The 15251-nt window shown below is 45.4% G+C and carries 13 protein-coding genes; all 13 read left to right on the forward strand.

The annotated features are described in order from the left end of the window. Positions 1–12: 12 nt before the first annotated feature. The 13 genes from bamA to J4N43_RS03920 all read left to right on the forward strand — a co-directional run bounded on the left by bamA (position 13) and on the right by J4N43_RS03920 (position 15250). Complete coding sequence (gene bamA, locus J4N43_RS03860; RefSeq protein ID WP_005391802.1) at positions 13–2427, forward strand: outer membrane protein assembly factor BamA; 2415 nt, start codon at positions 13–15, stop codon at positions 2425–2427. A gap of 13 nt (positions 2428–2440) precedes the next feature. Next, on the forward strand, positions 2441–2950 hold the full coding sequence (locus J4N43_RS03865) for an OmpH family outer membrane protein (protein ID WP_005391804.1): 510 nt from the start codon (positions 2441–2443) through the stop codon (positions 2948–2950). A gap of 6 nt (positions 2951–2956) precedes the next feature. Then, positions 2957–3988 carry a UDP-3-O-(3-hydroxymyristoyl)glucosamine N-acyltransferase gene (gene lpxD, locus J4N43_RS03870; RefSeq protein ID WP_005380347.1) on the forward strand — a complete coding sequence of 344 codons (1032 nt, stop codon included), beginning with the start codon at positions 2957–2959 and terminating at the stop codon, positions 3986–3988. A gap of 232 nt (positions 3989–4220) precedes the next feature. Continuing rightward, complete coding sequence (gene fabZ / locus J4N43_RS03875; RefSeq protein ID WP_005380349.1) at positions 4221–4673, forward strand: 3-hydroxyacyl-ACP dehydratase FabZ; 453 nt, start codon at positions 4221–4223, stop codon at positions 4671–4673. A gap of 1 nt (position 4674) precedes the next feature. Beyond that, entirely contained in the window at positions 4675–5463 is a 789-nt protein-coding gene (gene lpxA, locus J4N43_RS03880; protein WP_005380357.1) for an acyl-ACP--UDP-N-acetylglucosamine O-acyltransferase, read from the forward strand. A gap of 119 nt (positions 5464–5582) precedes the next feature. Continuing rightward, positions 5583–6722, forward strand: a complete 1140-nt coding sequence (gene lpxB / locus J4N43_RS03885) for a lipid-A-disaccharide synthase (protein WP_017636041.1) — start codon at positions 5583–5585, stop codon at positions 6720–6722. A 9-nt stretch (positions 6723–6731) separates the two neighbouring features. Beyond that, positions 6732–7367 (forward strand): ribonuclease HII, encoded by a 636-nt coding sequence (rnhB, locus tag J4N43_RS03890; RefSeq protein WP_025768249.1) that lies wholly within the window; start codon positions 6732–6734, stop codon positions 7365–7367. A gap of 81 nt (positions 7368–7448) precedes the next feature. Further along, positions 7449–10928, forward strand: coding sequence for a DNA polymerase III subunit alpha (gene dnaE / locus J4N43_RS03895; RefSeq protein WP_005385364.1), 3480 nt, complete (start codon positions 7449–7451; stop codon positions 10926–10928). Positions 10929–10974: 46 nt separating this feature from the next. Beyond that, positions 10975–11934, forward strand: coding sequence for an acetyl-CoA carboxylase carboxyl transferase subunit alpha (gene accA / locus J4N43_RS03900; protein ID WP_005380365.1), 960 nt, complete (start codon positions 10975–10977; stop codon positions 11932–11934). Positions 11935–12041: 107 nt separating this feature from the next. Further along, complete coding sequence (tilS, locus tag J4N43_RS03905) at positions 12042–13352, forward strand: tRNA lysidine(34) synthetase TilS (protein WP_053349817.1); 1311 nt, start codon at positions 12042–12044, stop codon at positions 13350–13352. A gap of 70 nt (positions 13353–13422) precedes the next feature. Next, complete coding sequence (locus J4N43_RS03910) at positions 13423–13737, forward strand: c-type cytochrome (RefSeq protein WP_033905507.1); 315 nt, start codon at positions 13423–13425, stop codon at positions 13735–13737. Positions 13738–13925: 188 nt separating this feature from the next. Beyond that, entirely contained in the window at positions 13926–14264 is a 339-nt protein-coding gene (glnB, locus tag J4N43_RS03915; RefSeq protein ID WP_005380372.1) for a nitrogen regulatory protein P-II, read from the forward strand. A gap of 140 nt (positions 14265–14404) precedes the next feature. After that, positions 14405–15250 carry an endonuclease/exonuclease/phosphatase family protein gene (locus tag J4N43_RS03920; RefSeq protein ID WP_005391818.1) on the forward strand — a complete coding sequence of 282 codons (846 nt, stop codon included), beginning with the start codon at positions 14405–14407 and terminating at the stop codon, positions 15248–15250. Position 15251 lies beyond the last annotated feature (1 nt).

The following is a 15251-nucleotide window of genomic DNA, read 5'->3' on the forward strand; positions in this document are numbered from 1 at the left end:
ATTAGAACAAGTATGGCGATTAAGCGAATTCTATTTGCAAGTTTACTGGCGACCAGTGTATCTGCAAATGGAGCAGAGAACTTCGTAGTTCAAGATATTGAAATCGATGGATTGCAGCGTGTAGCACTGGGTGCTGCATTGTTGAAAATGCCTGTACGTGTCGGTGATACCATTGGCCAAGGCGATGTTGCAGAAATTATCCGCGCCCTGTATGCATCTGGTAACTTTGAAGATGTGAAAGTGTTGCGTGACGGTGGTGTTCTGATGGTTCAAGTCAAAGAACGTCCTACCATTGCAAGCATCTCTTTTTCAGGTAACAAAGCAATCAAGGACGAGCAGCTACAAGAAAACCTGAACGCGTCTGGCGTTCGTGAAGGTGAAGCGCTTGACCGCACCACGCTAAGCAACATTGAAAAAGGCTTAGAAGACTTTTACTACAGCGTAGGTAAATACAACGCAACAGTAAAAGCGGTGGTTACTCCACTACCACGTAATCGTTCTGACCTTAAGTTTGTCTTTACTGAAGGTGTGTCGGCAAAAATTCAGCAAATCAACTTTATCGGTAATGAAGTGTTCAGTGATGAAGAGCTGCTTTCTCGCTTTAACTTAAATGTTGATGTGCCGTGGTGGAATTTCCTTTCTGATGAAAAGTATCAAAAGCAAGTCCTTGCAGGTGATATTGAAGCACTCAAATCATTCTACCTGGATCGTGGTTACTTAAAATTTAACGTTGATTCGACACAAGTTGCAATCTCTCCTGACAAGAAAGGGGTATACATTACTCTTGGTCTAGAAGAGGGCGAGGTTTACACCGTTAAGGACGTGAAGTTCCGTGGTGATTTGATTGGCGAGGAAGCGACGTTCGAAAGACTTGTGCCATTTGAAGACAATGAGACATACAACGGCTCGTTGGTGACTTCAATGGAAGAAGGGATTAAGCGTGTGCTTGGTGAGTCCGGTTATGCTTATCCTCAAGTGAATACCATTCCTGAGTTTGACGACGAGAATCAAGAAGTTTCTTTGGTCGTTAACGTAGATCCGGGTAACCGAATTTATGTTCGTGACATTCGCTTCACGGGTAATAACTCAACCAAAGATGAAGTCCTTCGTCGTGAAATGCGTCAGATGGAAGGCAGTTGGTTGAACTCGAAATCGATTGAAACGGGTAAAACTCGTCTAAATCGGTTGGGCTACTTTGAAAATGTTGAAGTACAGACGGTTCGAGTTCCTGGTAGTGATGATCAAGTTGACCTAGTTTACTCTGTCAAAGAAGCAAACTCTGGTAGCGTTAACTTCGGTGTTGGCTACGGCACAGAATCGGGTGTGAGCTTCCAGGTTGGCCTGCAACAAGATAACTTCATTGGTAGTGGTAACCGTGTTGGTATCAACGCGATGATGAATGACTACCAGAAAAACATCAGTCTTGATTACCGTGATCCGTACTGGAACTTAGACGGTGTAAGCTTGGGTGGTAAGGTTTTCTATAACGAATTTGAAGCGAAAGAAGCCAATATCGTTGACTATACCAACGAAAGCTATGGCGCGAGCTTAACGTGGGGCTTCCCATTCGATGAGTTGAACCGTTTTGAATTCGGTGTCGGTTATACGCACAACAAGATCGGTAACTTATCGCCTTACTTGCAGGTAGAGCAGTTCTTACGAGCACAAGCAGACAACATTGATTCTAGTGGAGCGTTGAACACAAACGACTTCGACTTCAATATCTCTTGGACACGTAATAACTTAAACCGTGGTTACTTCCCAACGGCAGGTAACCATCAGCGTGCATTCTATAAAATGACCGTACCTGGCTCTGACGTTCAATACTTCAAAATGCAGTACGATGTTCGCCAGTATGTGCCATTGACTAAAAAGCACGAGTTTACCCTCTTGTTCCGTGGCCGCTTAGGTTACGGTAATGGTTACGGTCAAACGGATGGTAACGATAACTTGTTCCCATTCTACGAAAACTACTACGCAGGTGGCTTTACATCGCTTCGTGGCTTTGGCTCAAACTCTGTTGGTCCTAAAGCGGTTTACCGTGATACATCTGGTTCAAACAATGGCGCAGATACAGCAACAGATGACTCTGTTGGTGGTAACGCCGTAGCGCTAGCAAGTGTTGAGTTGATTGTCCCAACACCATTTGCATCAGAAGAAGTACAAAACCAAATTCGTACCAGTATCTTCTTTGATATGGCAAGTGTTTGGGATACGGAGTTTGACTACCGCGATTCAGGTGCGGAATATGGTGACCGTTACTACTACGATTACTCAGATCCAACCAACTACCGCTCTTCTTACGGTGCGGCGTTGCAGTGGATGTCTCCAATGGGGCCACTAGTATTCTCACTAGCGAAACCAATTAAGAAATTTGATGGCGATGATGAAGAGTTCTTCACATTCACTATCGGTAGAACTTTCTAAAGAGGAAAATATTTTGAATAAAATGATCAAAGCGGCTGGGATTGGCCTTCTTGTACTGAGCTCTTCAATGTTTGCAAATGCGGCAGAAGCTGCACAGAAAATTGCTTACGTAAATACAGCTCAAGTTTTTCAAGCTCTTCCTCAACGTGAAGTTGTACTACAAAAAATGCAGAAAGACTTCAAAAGCAAAGCTGATGAACTAAAGTCAATCCAAGCACAAGCTAAAACAAAGATTGAGAAGCTACAACGTGACGGCGAGCTTTTGGGTCAAGACGAAGTTGAAAAGCTACGTATCGATATCGCGAAGCTCGACAGCGAGTACAAAGTGAAAGCACAAGCACTTGAAAAAGCAAGTGCGCGTCGTGAAGCTGAAGAAAAAGCGAAGCTTTTCAAAACGATTCAAGATGCAGTTAAGAAAGTCGCAGACAAAAATGGTTACGATCTTGTGATTGATATCTCTGCTTTGCAGTACGGCAAGCCAGAATACAATATCTCTGAAGACGTAATTAAAGCTCTAAAATAAGAAGTTATGAAGACATTAACATTAGCCGAATTGGCGACAATTACCGGGGGTGAGCTGTTTGGTGACGAGTCTCTCGTTGTAAGCCGTGTTGCTCCAATGGATAAAGCACAAGAAGGTGACGTAACCTTCTTGTCTAACCCAAAATACGCAAAACACCTTTCTGAGTGCCAAGCTACCGTTGTTATGGTAAAGGCTGAGCATAAAGATCAATGCGTTGGAAATGCGCTAGTGGTTTCAGACCCTTATGTCGCATTTGCTCGTGTGGTCCAAGCGATGGATACCACACCAAAACCGGCAGACGATATTGCACCAAGTGCTGTGATTGCCGCTGACGTTAAGATGGGTGAGAACGTTACAATCGGCGCTAACGCTGTGATTGAAACGGGCGTGGAACTCGGCGACAACGTAAGTGTTGGTGCTGGTTGTTTTATCGGTAAGAACGCCAAGCTAGGGAATAACACCAAGCTTTGGGCTAATGTCACTATCTACCATGAAGTGTCATTGGGTGATGACTGTCTCGTTCAATCGGGTACCGTCATTGGCTCTGATGGCTTCGGTTACGCGAATGACAAAGGCGAGTGGATTAAAATTCCTCAGCTTGGTTCAGTGCGTATCGGTAACCGCGTTGAGATTGGTGCTTGTACTACGATTGACCGCGGTGCACTCGAAGATACTATCATTGAAGACAATGTCATTCTGGATAACCAACTTCAAATCGCGCACAACGTGCAGATCGGATATGGTACCGTGATGCCTGGTGGTACTATTGTCGCGGGCAGTACAAAAATTGGTAAGTACTGCCAGATTGGCGGCGCGTCTGTTCTGAATGGCCATATCACTATCGCAGATGGTGTGGCGATTACAGGTATGGGCATGGTAATGCGCAGTATCGAAGAAAAAGGCCTTTACTCATCAGGTATTCCACTACAAACGAACAGAGAGTGGCGTAAAACTGCAACTCGAGTTCACCGTATTGATGAGATGAATAAGCGCCTGAAAGCGGTTGAAAAACAGCTGGAACAGAAAGAAGAAATTTAGAACAAGTTATCTTTCGCTCTGTATTTAACGTGAAAGCTAACAGGCTCTAGTTCCATATTCTGTACGAAGACTCGCGAAATGCGGGTCTTTTTCTTCTATAATGACGCGCTCTAAGTAGATTTAACTCCAAGATGGTGCGTATTTTGCTAGTATATTGCAAAGCGATTCGGCTTTACGACCTGTTGCCACGTTTGCCATCTTGGCGGCAAAAAATTGATATAGGAAGACGACTTTGACTACTGAAAAGAAAACGATGAACATCTCTGAAATTCAAGAGCTACTACCTCATCGCTACCCATTCTTATTGATCGACCGAGTGATAGACTTCCAAGAAGAGAAGTACCTTCACGCGATTAAAAACGTGTCGGTTAACGAACCTCAGTTCACAGGTCACTTTCCTCAACTACCAGTATTCCCAGGTGTTTTGATTTTAGAAGCAATGGCTCAGGCAACAGGCTTACTTGCATTTAAATCATTTGGTGCACCAACAGAAAATGAACTGTACTACTTTGCAAGCGTAGACGGCGCGAAATTCCGTAAACCAGTGGTTCCGGGCGACCAATTGGTTATTGAGGTAGAATTTCTGAAAGAACGTCGCGGCATTGCTGCATTTAGCGGTGTAGCAAAAGTTGACGGCGAAGTGGTATGTTCTGCAGAACTGAAGTGTGCTCGTCGAGAGTTTTAATATGATTCATGAAACCGCTAAAATCCACCCGGCAGCGGTGGTAGAAGAGGGCGCCAAAATTGGTGCTAACGTAACAGTAGGTCCTTTTACGTACATCACCTCTACGGTTGAAATTGGTGAAGGCACAGAAGTGATGTCTCACGTTGTGATCAAAGGTCACACAACTATTGGCAAAGATAACCGTATTTTCCCACATGCTGTCATTGGTGAAGAAAACCAAGACAAAAAATACGGTGGTGAAGACACAACTGTGGTTATCGGTGACCGTAACGTCATTCGTGAAGCGGTCCAAGTTCACCGCGGCACAGTGCAAGACAAAGCAACCACGATCATTGGTGATGACAACTTATTGTGTGTGAATGCACACGTTGCGCATGATGTTGTTATTGGTAACCACACTCATATCGGTAATAACTCGATTCTTGGTGGTCACGTTACTGTTGATGACTATGCCGGTGTGATGGCACTGTCTGCGATTCATCCGTTTTGTACAGTGGGCGCTTACGCATACATTGGCGGCTGTTCAGCTGTGGTGCAAGATGTCCCAGCTTATGTACTCGCGCAAGGTAACCACGCTACTCCATTCGGCTTGAACCTTGTTGGCTTGAAGCGTAATGGCTTTGAGAAACCAGAGATTCGTGCGCTACAAAAAGCGTATAAAGAAATCTACCGTTCAGGTAAGACGCTAGAAGAAGTGAAGCCTATTCTGGCTGAAATGGCTCAAGAGTGGCCGGCTGTGAAGCGTTTCTCAGATATTCTGGAAACGACGGAACGTGGCATTATTCGTTAATTGGCGAATGAACCAATAAATAAAAAGATCGTGACCAAATTTGAGGTTACGATCTTTTTGTGTTTTATGGATAAGGCAAACCGTTATCCATAGCGCACAGGAAAAATAGCGAAGTAGATATGGAAAGACCATTACGTATTGGCATCATTGCCGGAGAATTGTCTGGCGATACGCTAGGTGAAGGCTTTATCAAAGCAGTAAAGCAACAATATCCAGACGCAGAGTTCGTAGGCATTGGTGGTCCGAAAATGATAGCCCAAGGTTGCGAGTCTCTGTTTGATATGGAAGAGCTTGCGGTGATGGGATTAGTCGAGGTTTTAGGCCGCTTACCGAGACTTCTTAAAGTGAAAGCTGAGCTCGTTCAGTATTTTACTCAGAATCCGCCTGATGTTTTCATCGGGATCGATGCTCCTGACTTCAACTTACGCCTGGAGCTTGACCTCAAGCAAGCGGGCATTAAAACCGTTCATTACGTGAGTCCGTCTGTTTGGGCTTGGCGTCAGAAGCGCATCTTTAAAATAGAAGCGGCAACGAACTTGGTGCTAGCATTTCTTCCGTTTGAGAAAGCGTTCTACGACAAATTTAATGTACCTTGCGAGTTCATTGGTCATACCTTGGCTGATGCCATCCCACTAGAATCAGAACAAGCGCCTGCACGTGAGTTGCTTGGTTTAGAACAAGATAAAAAGTGGCTTGCTGTCCTGCCAGGCAGTCGTGGTAGCGAGTTAAAAATGCTCTCAGAGCCATTTATTGAAACCTGCAAGTTACTCCATAAAAAATTTCCAGAACTGGGGTTTGTTGTCGCGCTTGTTAATCAAAAACGCCGTGAGCAGTTTGAACAAGCATGGAAAGAGCTAGCGCCAGAGTTGGACTTCAAGTTAGTTGATGACACCGCACGCAACGTCATCACCGCATCCGATGCCGTGATGTTGGCCTCCGGTACCGTAGCGTTGGAGTGTATGCTTCTCAAGCGTCCAATGGTGGTGGGTTATCGTGTGAATGCATTTACTGCTTTCTTAGCTAAACGTCTATTGAAAACGAAGTATGTGTCATTGCCGAATATCTTGGCGGATGATGAGCTCGTCAAAGAATATCTACAAGATGAGTGCACACCAGACAATTTGTTTACTGAGGTTTCTCGCTTATTGGAAAGCGACAATAAACCGATGTTAGATAAATTTACGGAAATGCATCATTGGATTCGTAAAGATGCGGACCAACAAGCCGCAAACGCAGTTCTAAAACTGATTGAGAAATAGAGATTTATCATGGCTGTTAAACCAAAAGCGACCAAAACCAAAGTTGAACTCCCTCCGTTTGAATATCCGCAAGGTTATCAGCTTGTGGCCGGAGTCGACGAGGTCGGACGTGGCCCTTTGGTGGGAGACGTCGTCACCGCTGCGGTTATCCTTGATCCTCACAATCCTATTGAAGGGTTGAACGATTCGAAAAAATTGACCGAAAAGAAACGCATGGCGTTGCTTCCTGAAATCAAAGAAAAAGCATTGGCGTGGGCGGTCGGGCGTTGTTCTCCTGAAGAAATTGATCAACTGAATATTTTACAGGCGACTATGGTTGCGATGCAGCGTGCAGTGGCGGGGTTACAGGTTCAACCTGATTTGGTGTTGATTGATGGTAACCGTTGTCCGGAGCTGCCAATGGATGCTCAAGCTGTAGTAAAAGGCGATCTACGTGTTGCCGAAATCAGTGCGGCTTCCATTATTGCCAAAGTCGTGCGTGACCAAGAGATGGAAGAGTTGGATAAACTTCATCCACAATTTGGCTTCGCGAAGCACAAAGGTTACCCAACTAAAGCGCACTTTGAAGCGATTGAGCAACACGGAGTGATCAGTGAACACCGCAAGAGTTTCAAGCCAGTAAAAAAAGCGTTAAGCATAGAATAATCAAACGATCTAATTGGTGTTATAAACCCAACCTCTTTAGGTTAGAATCCCCAACAAAATAGAGTTACACGGTACCTGTTAATGTCAGATCCCAAATTCATCCACCTGCGTGTTCATAGTGACTTCTCGATGGTGGATGGCCTCAACAAAGTTCCGCCAATCGTAAAGAAAGTTGCTGAGCTCGGTATGCCCGCAATGGCGTTGACCGACTTTACCAACCTATGTGGTTTGGTGAAGTTTTACGGTACGGCGCATGGCAGTGGTGTTAAACCGATCATTGGTGCTGACTTTAAAATGCAGTCGGACGAGTTTGGTGAAGAGCTGACACAAGTGACTTTGCTTGCGGCGGATAATGTAGGTTATAAGAACCTGACGTTATTGATATCAAAAGCGTACTTACGTGGACATGTTCAACACCACCCTGTGATTGATAAAGCCTGGTTGGCTGAAATGTCTGAAGGCTTGATTGTATTATCCGGCGGTAAAAGCGGGGAAATTGGTCGCGGCCTTTTGAAAGGCAACCGTCAAATAGTGCAGGGGTGTGTTGATTTTTATAAACAGCATTTTCCAGATCGCTTTTATCTTGAGCTACTTCGTACCGGTCGTCCAGATGAAGAAACTTATCTTCACTTTGCGGTTGAATTGGCAGAGCAGCAAGACTTGCCAGTAGTGGCGACCAATGAAGTTGTATTCCTGAGTCCAGACCTATTTGATGCTCATGAAATACGCGTAGCGATTCACGATGGTTACACATTAGAAGATCCGCGTAGGCCAAAAAACTACAGTCCGCAGCAATATCTTCGTACAGAAGAAGAAATGTGTGAGCTGTTTGCTGATATTCCTGAAGCGTTAGAAAACAGTGTCGAGATAGCGAAGCGTTGTAACGTGACTGTGCGCTTAGGTGAGTACTTCCTACCAGCTTTCCCAACCGAAGGGATGAAAGAGACTGAGTTCCTAGTCATGAAATCCCGAGAGGGGTTGGAAGAGCGTTTAGAGTTCCTATTTCCAGATGAGGAAGAGAGAAAACGTCGCCGCCCTGAATATGATGAACGTCTTCAGATAGAGCTAGATGTTATCAACCAAATGGGATTTCCTGGTTACTTCTTGATCGTAATGGAGTTCATCCAGTGGTCAAAAGATAATGGAATTCCTGTCGGTCCTGGACGTGGTTCCGGTGCTGGTTCTTTGGTGGCTTACGCACTAAAAATCACCGATCTGGATCCACTAGAATACGACTTGCTGTTCGAACGTTTCTTGAACCCAGAACGTGTTTCGATGCCCGATTTCGACGTCGATTTCTGTATGGATAAACGTGACCAGGTTATTGACCACGTTGCGGAAATGTACGGTCGTGACGCGGTGTCTCAGATCATCACGTTTGGTACCATGGCGGCAAAAGCGGTAATCCGTGACGTTGGCCGCGTATTGGGCCACCCATTTGGTTTTGTTGATCGTATTTCAAAGCTGATCCCGCCCGATCCAGGTATGACGCTAGATAAAGCGTTTAAAGCTGAACCTGCACTACCTGAATTGTATGAGGCCGATGAGGAAGTTAAAGAACTCATCGACATGTGTCATATTTTGGAAGGCTGTACGCGAAACGCCGGTAAACACGCTGGTGGTGTTGTAATTTCACCTACAACAATTACCGATTTTGCGCCAATTTATGCAGACGCTGAAGGTCACTTTCCGGTTACTCAATTTGATAAAAACGATGTTGAGACCGCTGGCCTAGTTAAGTTTGACTTCTTAGGTTTACGTACCTTAACCATTATTGACTGGGCGTTAGGGCTGATTAACCCACGCCTAGAGCGAGAAGGTAAAGAACCGGTTCAAATTGAATCCATACCGTTAGAAGACCCCGCCTCTTTCCGTTTGTTGCAAAACTCTGAAACGACAGCAGTATTCCAGCTTGAATCTCGAGGCATGAAAGAGCTGATCAAACGACTTCAGCCAGACTGTTTCGAAGACATCATCGCATTGGTAGCACTCTTCCGTCCGGGTCCTTTGCAATCGGGCATGGTAGATAACTTTATCGACCGTAAACATGGTCGAGAAGCGATCTCTTATCCAGATGAAAAGTGGCAACACGAGTCGCTAAAAGAGACGCTAGATCCAACCTACGGCATCATCCTGTACCAAGAGCAGGTAATGCAGATTGCGCAGATCTTAGCAGGTTACACGCTAGGTGGTGCGGACATGCTTCGTCGTGCAATGGGTAAGAAAAAGCCAGAAGAGATGGCAAAACAACGTGCTATCTTTGAAGAAGGTGCGATAAAGAACGGTATCGATGGCGAGTTGGCGATGAAAATCTTCGACTTGGTAGAGAAGTTCGCCGGTTATGGTTTTAACAAATCGCACTCTGCTGCTTATGCATTGGTTTCTTATCAGACTCTTTGGCTGAAAACACATTACCCTGCCGAATTTATGGCTGCGGTAATGACAGCCGATATGGATAACACGGAAAAAGTCGTTGGCTTGGTCGATGAGTGTTTCCGTATGAAGCTCACCGTGCTGCCACCAGACATCAACTCTGGCTTATATCGCTTTAATGTTGATGAAAATGGCGCAATTGTTTACGGTATTGGTGCGATAAAAGGGGTAGGTGAGGGTCCTATCGATGCGATTCTTGAGGCGAGAAATAAAGGTGGTCACTTTAAAGACCTATTTGATTTCTGTGCTCGAGTTGATCTAAAACGCGTCAATAAACGAGTGATAGAGAAGCTGATTTACGCGGGCGCGTTGGATCGACTAGGCCCACACCGCGCGGCGATGATGGCGTCACTCAATGATGCGGTAAAAGCAGCAAGTCAACATCACCAAGCTGAAGCGTTTGGTCAAACGGATATGTTTGGTGTGCTAACGGATGCACCTGAAGAAGTAGAGCATAAGTATACGCAGGTTCCGCCTTGGCCAGAAAAAGTGTGGTTAGAGGGCGAGCGTGATACCCTAGGTCTATATTTGACAGGGCACCCAATTAACGCCTACGTAAAGGAACTAAACAAATACACCAGTTGTCGACTAAAAGACGCAACGCCCACTCGCCGCGACCAATCTGTCACGGTAGCCGGTCTGGTTATTGCCGCTCGTGTAATGACGACTAAGCGTGGTACACGAATTGGCATTATGACACTGGATGACCGAAGTGGTCGCATGGAAGTGATGTTGTTCTCAGATGCACTGGATCGATACGCTGAACTTCTCGAAAAAGACAGAATTTTGGTCGTTTCTGGACAGGTCAGCTTTGATGACTTCAACGGTGGCCTTAAAATGTCGGCGCGTGAAGTTATGGATCTCGGCAGTGCGCGCGAGAAATACGCTCGTGGTTTGTCGGTATCGATAGATGCAAATCAGATCAACGATCAGTTTTTTGAGCAGTTCAGCCGTATTTTAGAACCGCACAAAGCCGGAACCGTACCCGTCAATGTATACTACCAGCGTGCCGACGCCAGAGCGCGGTTAACATTGGGCACCGAGTGGCGAGTTACGCCAAGTGATACATTACTCGACGATTTAAAACAGTTGCTTGGCAAAAGCCAGGTAGAACTCGAATTTAACTAAAAATTCAGCGCAATATGTTAGACGCTGAGTAAACAAGGATTCATAGATGAGCCTAAACTTTCTTGAATTTGAAAAGCCAATTGCAGAACTAGAAGCGAAAATTGAAGCATTACGTGATGTCTCTCGTCACGGTGGTGATTCTGCGATTGACCTGGATAAAGAAATCGAACAGCTTGAGAAGAAAAGCTTAGAGCTGAAGAAAAAAACCTTCAGTGACCTAGGTGCATGGGAAACAGCTCAACTGGCTCGTCACCCACTACGTCCTTACACGCTGGATTACATCCAACACGCTTTTGAGGAGTTTGATGAATTAGCGGGTGACCGCGCGTTTGCAGACGACAAAGCGATTGTGGGTGGCATGGCTCGCCTTGAAGGCCGCCCTGTGATGATCATTGGTCACCAAAAAGGTCGTGAGACCAAAGAAAAGGTGAAACGTAACTTTGGTATGCCGAAACCAGAAGGCTACCGTAAGGCTCTACGCTTGATGGAAATGGCAGAGCGTTTCAACATGCCGATCATCACATTTATTGACACGGCTGGCGCATACCCAGGTGTGGGCGCAGAAGAACGTGGTCAATCTGAAGCTATCGCGAAAAACCTAAAAGTGATGTCTGGTCTTAAAGTACCAGTAATCTGTAACGTTGTCGGTGAAGGCGGTTCTGGTGGTGCATTAGCAATCGGTGTAGGCGACTACGTGAACATGCTTCAGTACTCTACGTACTCAGTAATTTCTCCTGAGGGTTGTGCTTCAATCTTATGGCGTGATTCAGACAAAGCGCCACAAGCGGCAGAGGCAATGGGCCTAACTGCTCCGCGTCTTAAAGAGCTTGAACTGATCGACGAAATCATTGAAGAGCCACTAGGCGGCGCTCATCGCGATCATGTTCAAATGGCAGCGAATATGAAAGCGACACTACTTCGTCAGCTAGAAGATCTAGAACAATTGGATGAAGAGACGCTACGTGAGCGTCGTTACCAGCGTCTAATGAGCTACGGTTACTGTTAATTTCGGTGATTGCTATTAAGCGTTAGCTGATATCTCAAGTGATAACAGTTAAAATAGAAAGGGTTGGATGAGAGTCCAGCCCTTTTTTTGTACCTATCGGATCGCTTATGGAATCGCTTTACCCGCATTTTGCTCAAGTTCTCGGCCGCTACTATCAATTAGGCACTAAGGTTGTCTTGGCGTTTAGCGGAGGAGTGGATTCACGTCTTTTACTCGAATTACTCAGTCGCTACCAACAAGCGCACTCTGTAGAGTGTCACGCTGTGTATGTGCACCATGGTTTAAGCTCGAATGCCGATAATTGGGCCGATAAATGCTTACTTTGGGCACAACAAGTGGGGATATCGTGCTCGATCGAGCGAGTGAGCTTAGACATCAGCAATGGTGAAAGTATTGAACTTCTTGCTCGTGAAGCTCGCTACCAAGCCTTAACTAAGTACATTCAAGAAGGTGATATACTGTTGACTGGTCAACATGCCGACGATCAAATAGAGACTTTTCTCCTTGCGCTTAAGCGCGGCAGCGGGCCTAAAGGGTTATCTTCGATGGCGGAGAGTATGCCGTTTTCTTGCGGATCTCTAGTTCGACCATTGCTTACTATCAAGCGGAAGACCATCGAAGAAGCCGCTACTAAATTAGGCTTGGAGTGGGTGGAAGACGAAAGCAATCAAGATACCCGTTATGATCGTAACTTTCTTCGTCATTGTGTTATTCCTGAATTGTCTGGTCGCTGGCCGAGTATCCATCAAGCGGTTCAGCGCAGTGCAAGTTTATGTGCTCAACAAGAAGCGCTATTGGATGAACTATTGAGCGCGGTGTTTGAACGCGCTTTACAAACGGATCTAAGTTTGAGTATTGAAGAACTGGCTAAGCACAGTGGATTAGCGCGTGCGCGCTTGATTCGTATGTGGCTGTCTAAGCTTAATACTAGTATGCCGACTCAGGTACAACTCAATCTCATCTGGAATGAAGTCGCATTAGCTCAGCAAGATGCCAACCCCAAACTACAACTTAAACAAGGTGAAGTGCGCCGTTTTCGAAATTGTCTCTATTGGGTAACGGAAACGGCTGACGTCACTGAGTGGCAAAGTACGATTCAAGTTGATGCGACTTTGTCGCTGCCAGAGCGGCTAGGGGAGCTGACCTTAACGACGAGTTCTAGCAACGCAACGATTGCGCTTCCGAGTCAGCCAGAATTGCTTCGCGTGACCTTTAATCCGGAAGGCTTATCAGCGCATCCAACCACGCGTAATCACAGTCGAAAACTGAAGAAGTTGTTCCAAGAATACAATGTGCCAAGCTGGCTGCGTCGTCAAATTCCGATTTTGATGTATCAAGACCGAGTCGTTGCTGTGGCAGATCTGTTCGTTGATCAGGCATTTAATGGTCAAGATTGTGAACTTATTTGGCGCAGGTAATGAAAATTCATGCCACAATGTCGATTATAAAATATAAAAATCCTTAAATAATAATTGATTAGGTGAAGCAATGAAGAAAACAATCATGGGTGCAATGGTGGCGTTAACCATGTTCAGTGGGCAAGCTCTAGCTGCGGGAGATGTCGCAGCAGGTCAAGCAAAGTCGGGAGTATGCGCGGCGTGTCATGGCGCTGATGGTATTGCTGTCATTCCGGGTTACCCAAATCTGAAAGGGCAAAATGAGCAATATATTATCAGTTCAATTAAAGCTTATAAAAATAAAGAGCGAACAGGTGGGCTTGCTGCTGTGATGCAAGCTCAAGCTTCATTGTTGTCTGATGAAGACATCGCTAACCTAGCGGCTTACTACGCAAGTTTGAAGTAAACGCGAGTCTGAAGTAAAGCTTGGACGATTGGGCATTGAGCAGTCCTCATTGGGTTTTATCAACTCACGATATTCGCTATGTTAATTTGCTCAGCCTGGATTTTCGCTGGTGGATCAGAGACAAACATTGAATGTTGCGAAACGCTAAACGATAATAAGCGCAATCGATTGAAGCTTAAGGGATGAACATGAAAAAAATTGAAGCGATTATCAAGCCATTTAAACTGGATGATGTTCGAGAAGCGCTAGCTGAAGTTGGCATTACAGGGATGACCGTCTCTGAAGTGAAAGGCTTTGGTCGCCAAAAAGGTCACACCGAGCTTTACCGTGGTGCAGAGTACATGGTGGACTTTCTACCTAAAGTGAAGCTCGAAATCGTTGTAACGGAAGATGTGGCTGATAAATGCGTAGAGACAATCATTGAAACCGCGCAAACTGGTAAGATTGGTGATGGTAAAATATTCGTCACTGATATTGAGCGTGTGGTTCGTATTCGTACTGGTGAAGAAGACGAAGACGCGATCTAAGGTTTCTTGTCACCTGTTTCGTATTTATTATGCTAAAAGGGAGCCAAGTGGCTCCTTTTTTGTTGTTTGCTTATTAGTGAAATCATTTAACCCGAGATTGGTTGTTCTAGATTTCGGGTGCCTACATTCAGGTTTGTCGTATGTTTAAGCGTTTTTTTCTGGCGTTAGCTTTTCTTATTATGGCGGTATTGGTCGGCTTCCAGGTTATTTTCACCGTACCAGATCAGCCGCAAATCATTACTCAAAGAGGCTCAGAGTTGACGCAGGATATTAGGTGTATCGAATTTAGCGGCTCAAAAGCTCTGGATCAGGGCGGTGAAATCAATGTACTTGTCTGGAATATCTACAAACAGAACCGAACGAATTGGCAAAGTGCACTCAATGAATTCTCTGCTGATAAGCAGCTGCTGTTATTGCAAGAAGCCAGCATGACACCATCATTTAAACAGTGGTTGGTGGATGGTCGCTGGGTTAGTAATCAAGTGAGTGCTTTTAAGGCGCTGGGTAGCGGTGCCGGTGTAATTAGTATTGCTCAAGGGCAACCAGAAAAAGCCTGCGCTTACACCTCTAAAGAGCCGTGGCTTCGCTTACCTAAGTCTGCATTATATAGCCAGTATCACTTGAGTAATGGCGAGAAACTCGCAGTGGTGAATGTACATGCGATTAACTTCACCGTAGGTACAAAAGAGTATATATCTCAGTTAACGGCGCTTGAAATGCTTTTAAAGCATCATGTGGGGCCAATTCTATTTGCTGGAGACTTCAATAGCTGGAGTAAATCTCGCGTTAATGCGATGAGGCAGGCCTTAAAGGCTGCGGACTTACAAGAGGTGACGTTCTTGCCGGATCATCGAGTCCAATTTATAACAGGGTTACCACTGGACCATGTGTTTTACCGAGGTCTGACGCTTAAGTACGCAAAAGCGCCGCAGAGCGACGCTTCCGATCATAACCCATTGTTATTGTCATTTACGTTAAATGACTAGC

It is taken from the genome of Vibrio sp. SCSIO 43009, from assembly GCF_023716525.1.
Classification (GTDB): domain Bacteria; phylum Pseudomonadota; class Gammaproteobacteria; order Enterobacterales; family Vibrionaceae; genus Vibrio; species Vibrio alginolyticus.

Coding starts and splice junctions, on each gene's coding strand:
- lpxA (WP_005380357.1), top strand. CDS start 4,675: ATGATTCATGAAACCGCTAAAATCCACCCGGCAGCGGTGGTAGAAGAG.
- tilS (WP_053349817.1), top strand. CDS start 12,042: ATGGAATCGCTTTACCCGCATTTTGCTCAAGTTCTCGGCCGCTACTAT.
- glnB (WP_005380372.1), top strand. CDS start 13,926: ATGAAAAAAATTGAAGCGATTATCAAGCCATTTAAACTGGATGATGTT.
- J4N43_RS03910 (WP_033905507.1), top strand. CDS start 13,423: ATGAAGAAAACAATCATGGGTGCAATGGTGGCGTTAACCATGTTCAGT.
- accA (WP_005380365.1), top strand. CDS start 10,975: ATGAGCCTAAACTTTCTTGAATTTGAAAAGCCAATTGCAGAACTAGAA.
- dnaE (WP_005385364.1), top strand. CDS start 7,449: ATGTCAGATCCCAAATTCATCCACCTGCGTGTTCATAGTGACTTCTCG.
- lpxD (WP_005380347.1), top strand. CDS start 2,957: ATGAAGACATTAACATTAGCCGAATTGGCGACAATTACCGGGGGTGAG.
- bamA (WP_005391802.1), top strand. CDS start 13: ATGGCGATTAAGCGAATTCTATTTGCAAGTTTACTGGCGACCAGTGTA.
- J4N43_RS03920 (WP_005391818.1), top strand. CDS start 14,405: ATGTTTAAGCGTTTTTTTCTGGCGTTAGCTTTTCTTATTATGGCGGTA.
- rnhB (WP_025768249.1), top strand. CDS start 6,732: ATGGCTGTTAAACCAAAAGCGACCAAAACCAAAGTTGAACTCCCTCCG.
- lpxB (WP_017636041.1), top strand. CDS start 5,583: ATGGAAAGACCATTACGTATTGGCATCATTGCCGGAGAATTGTCTGGC.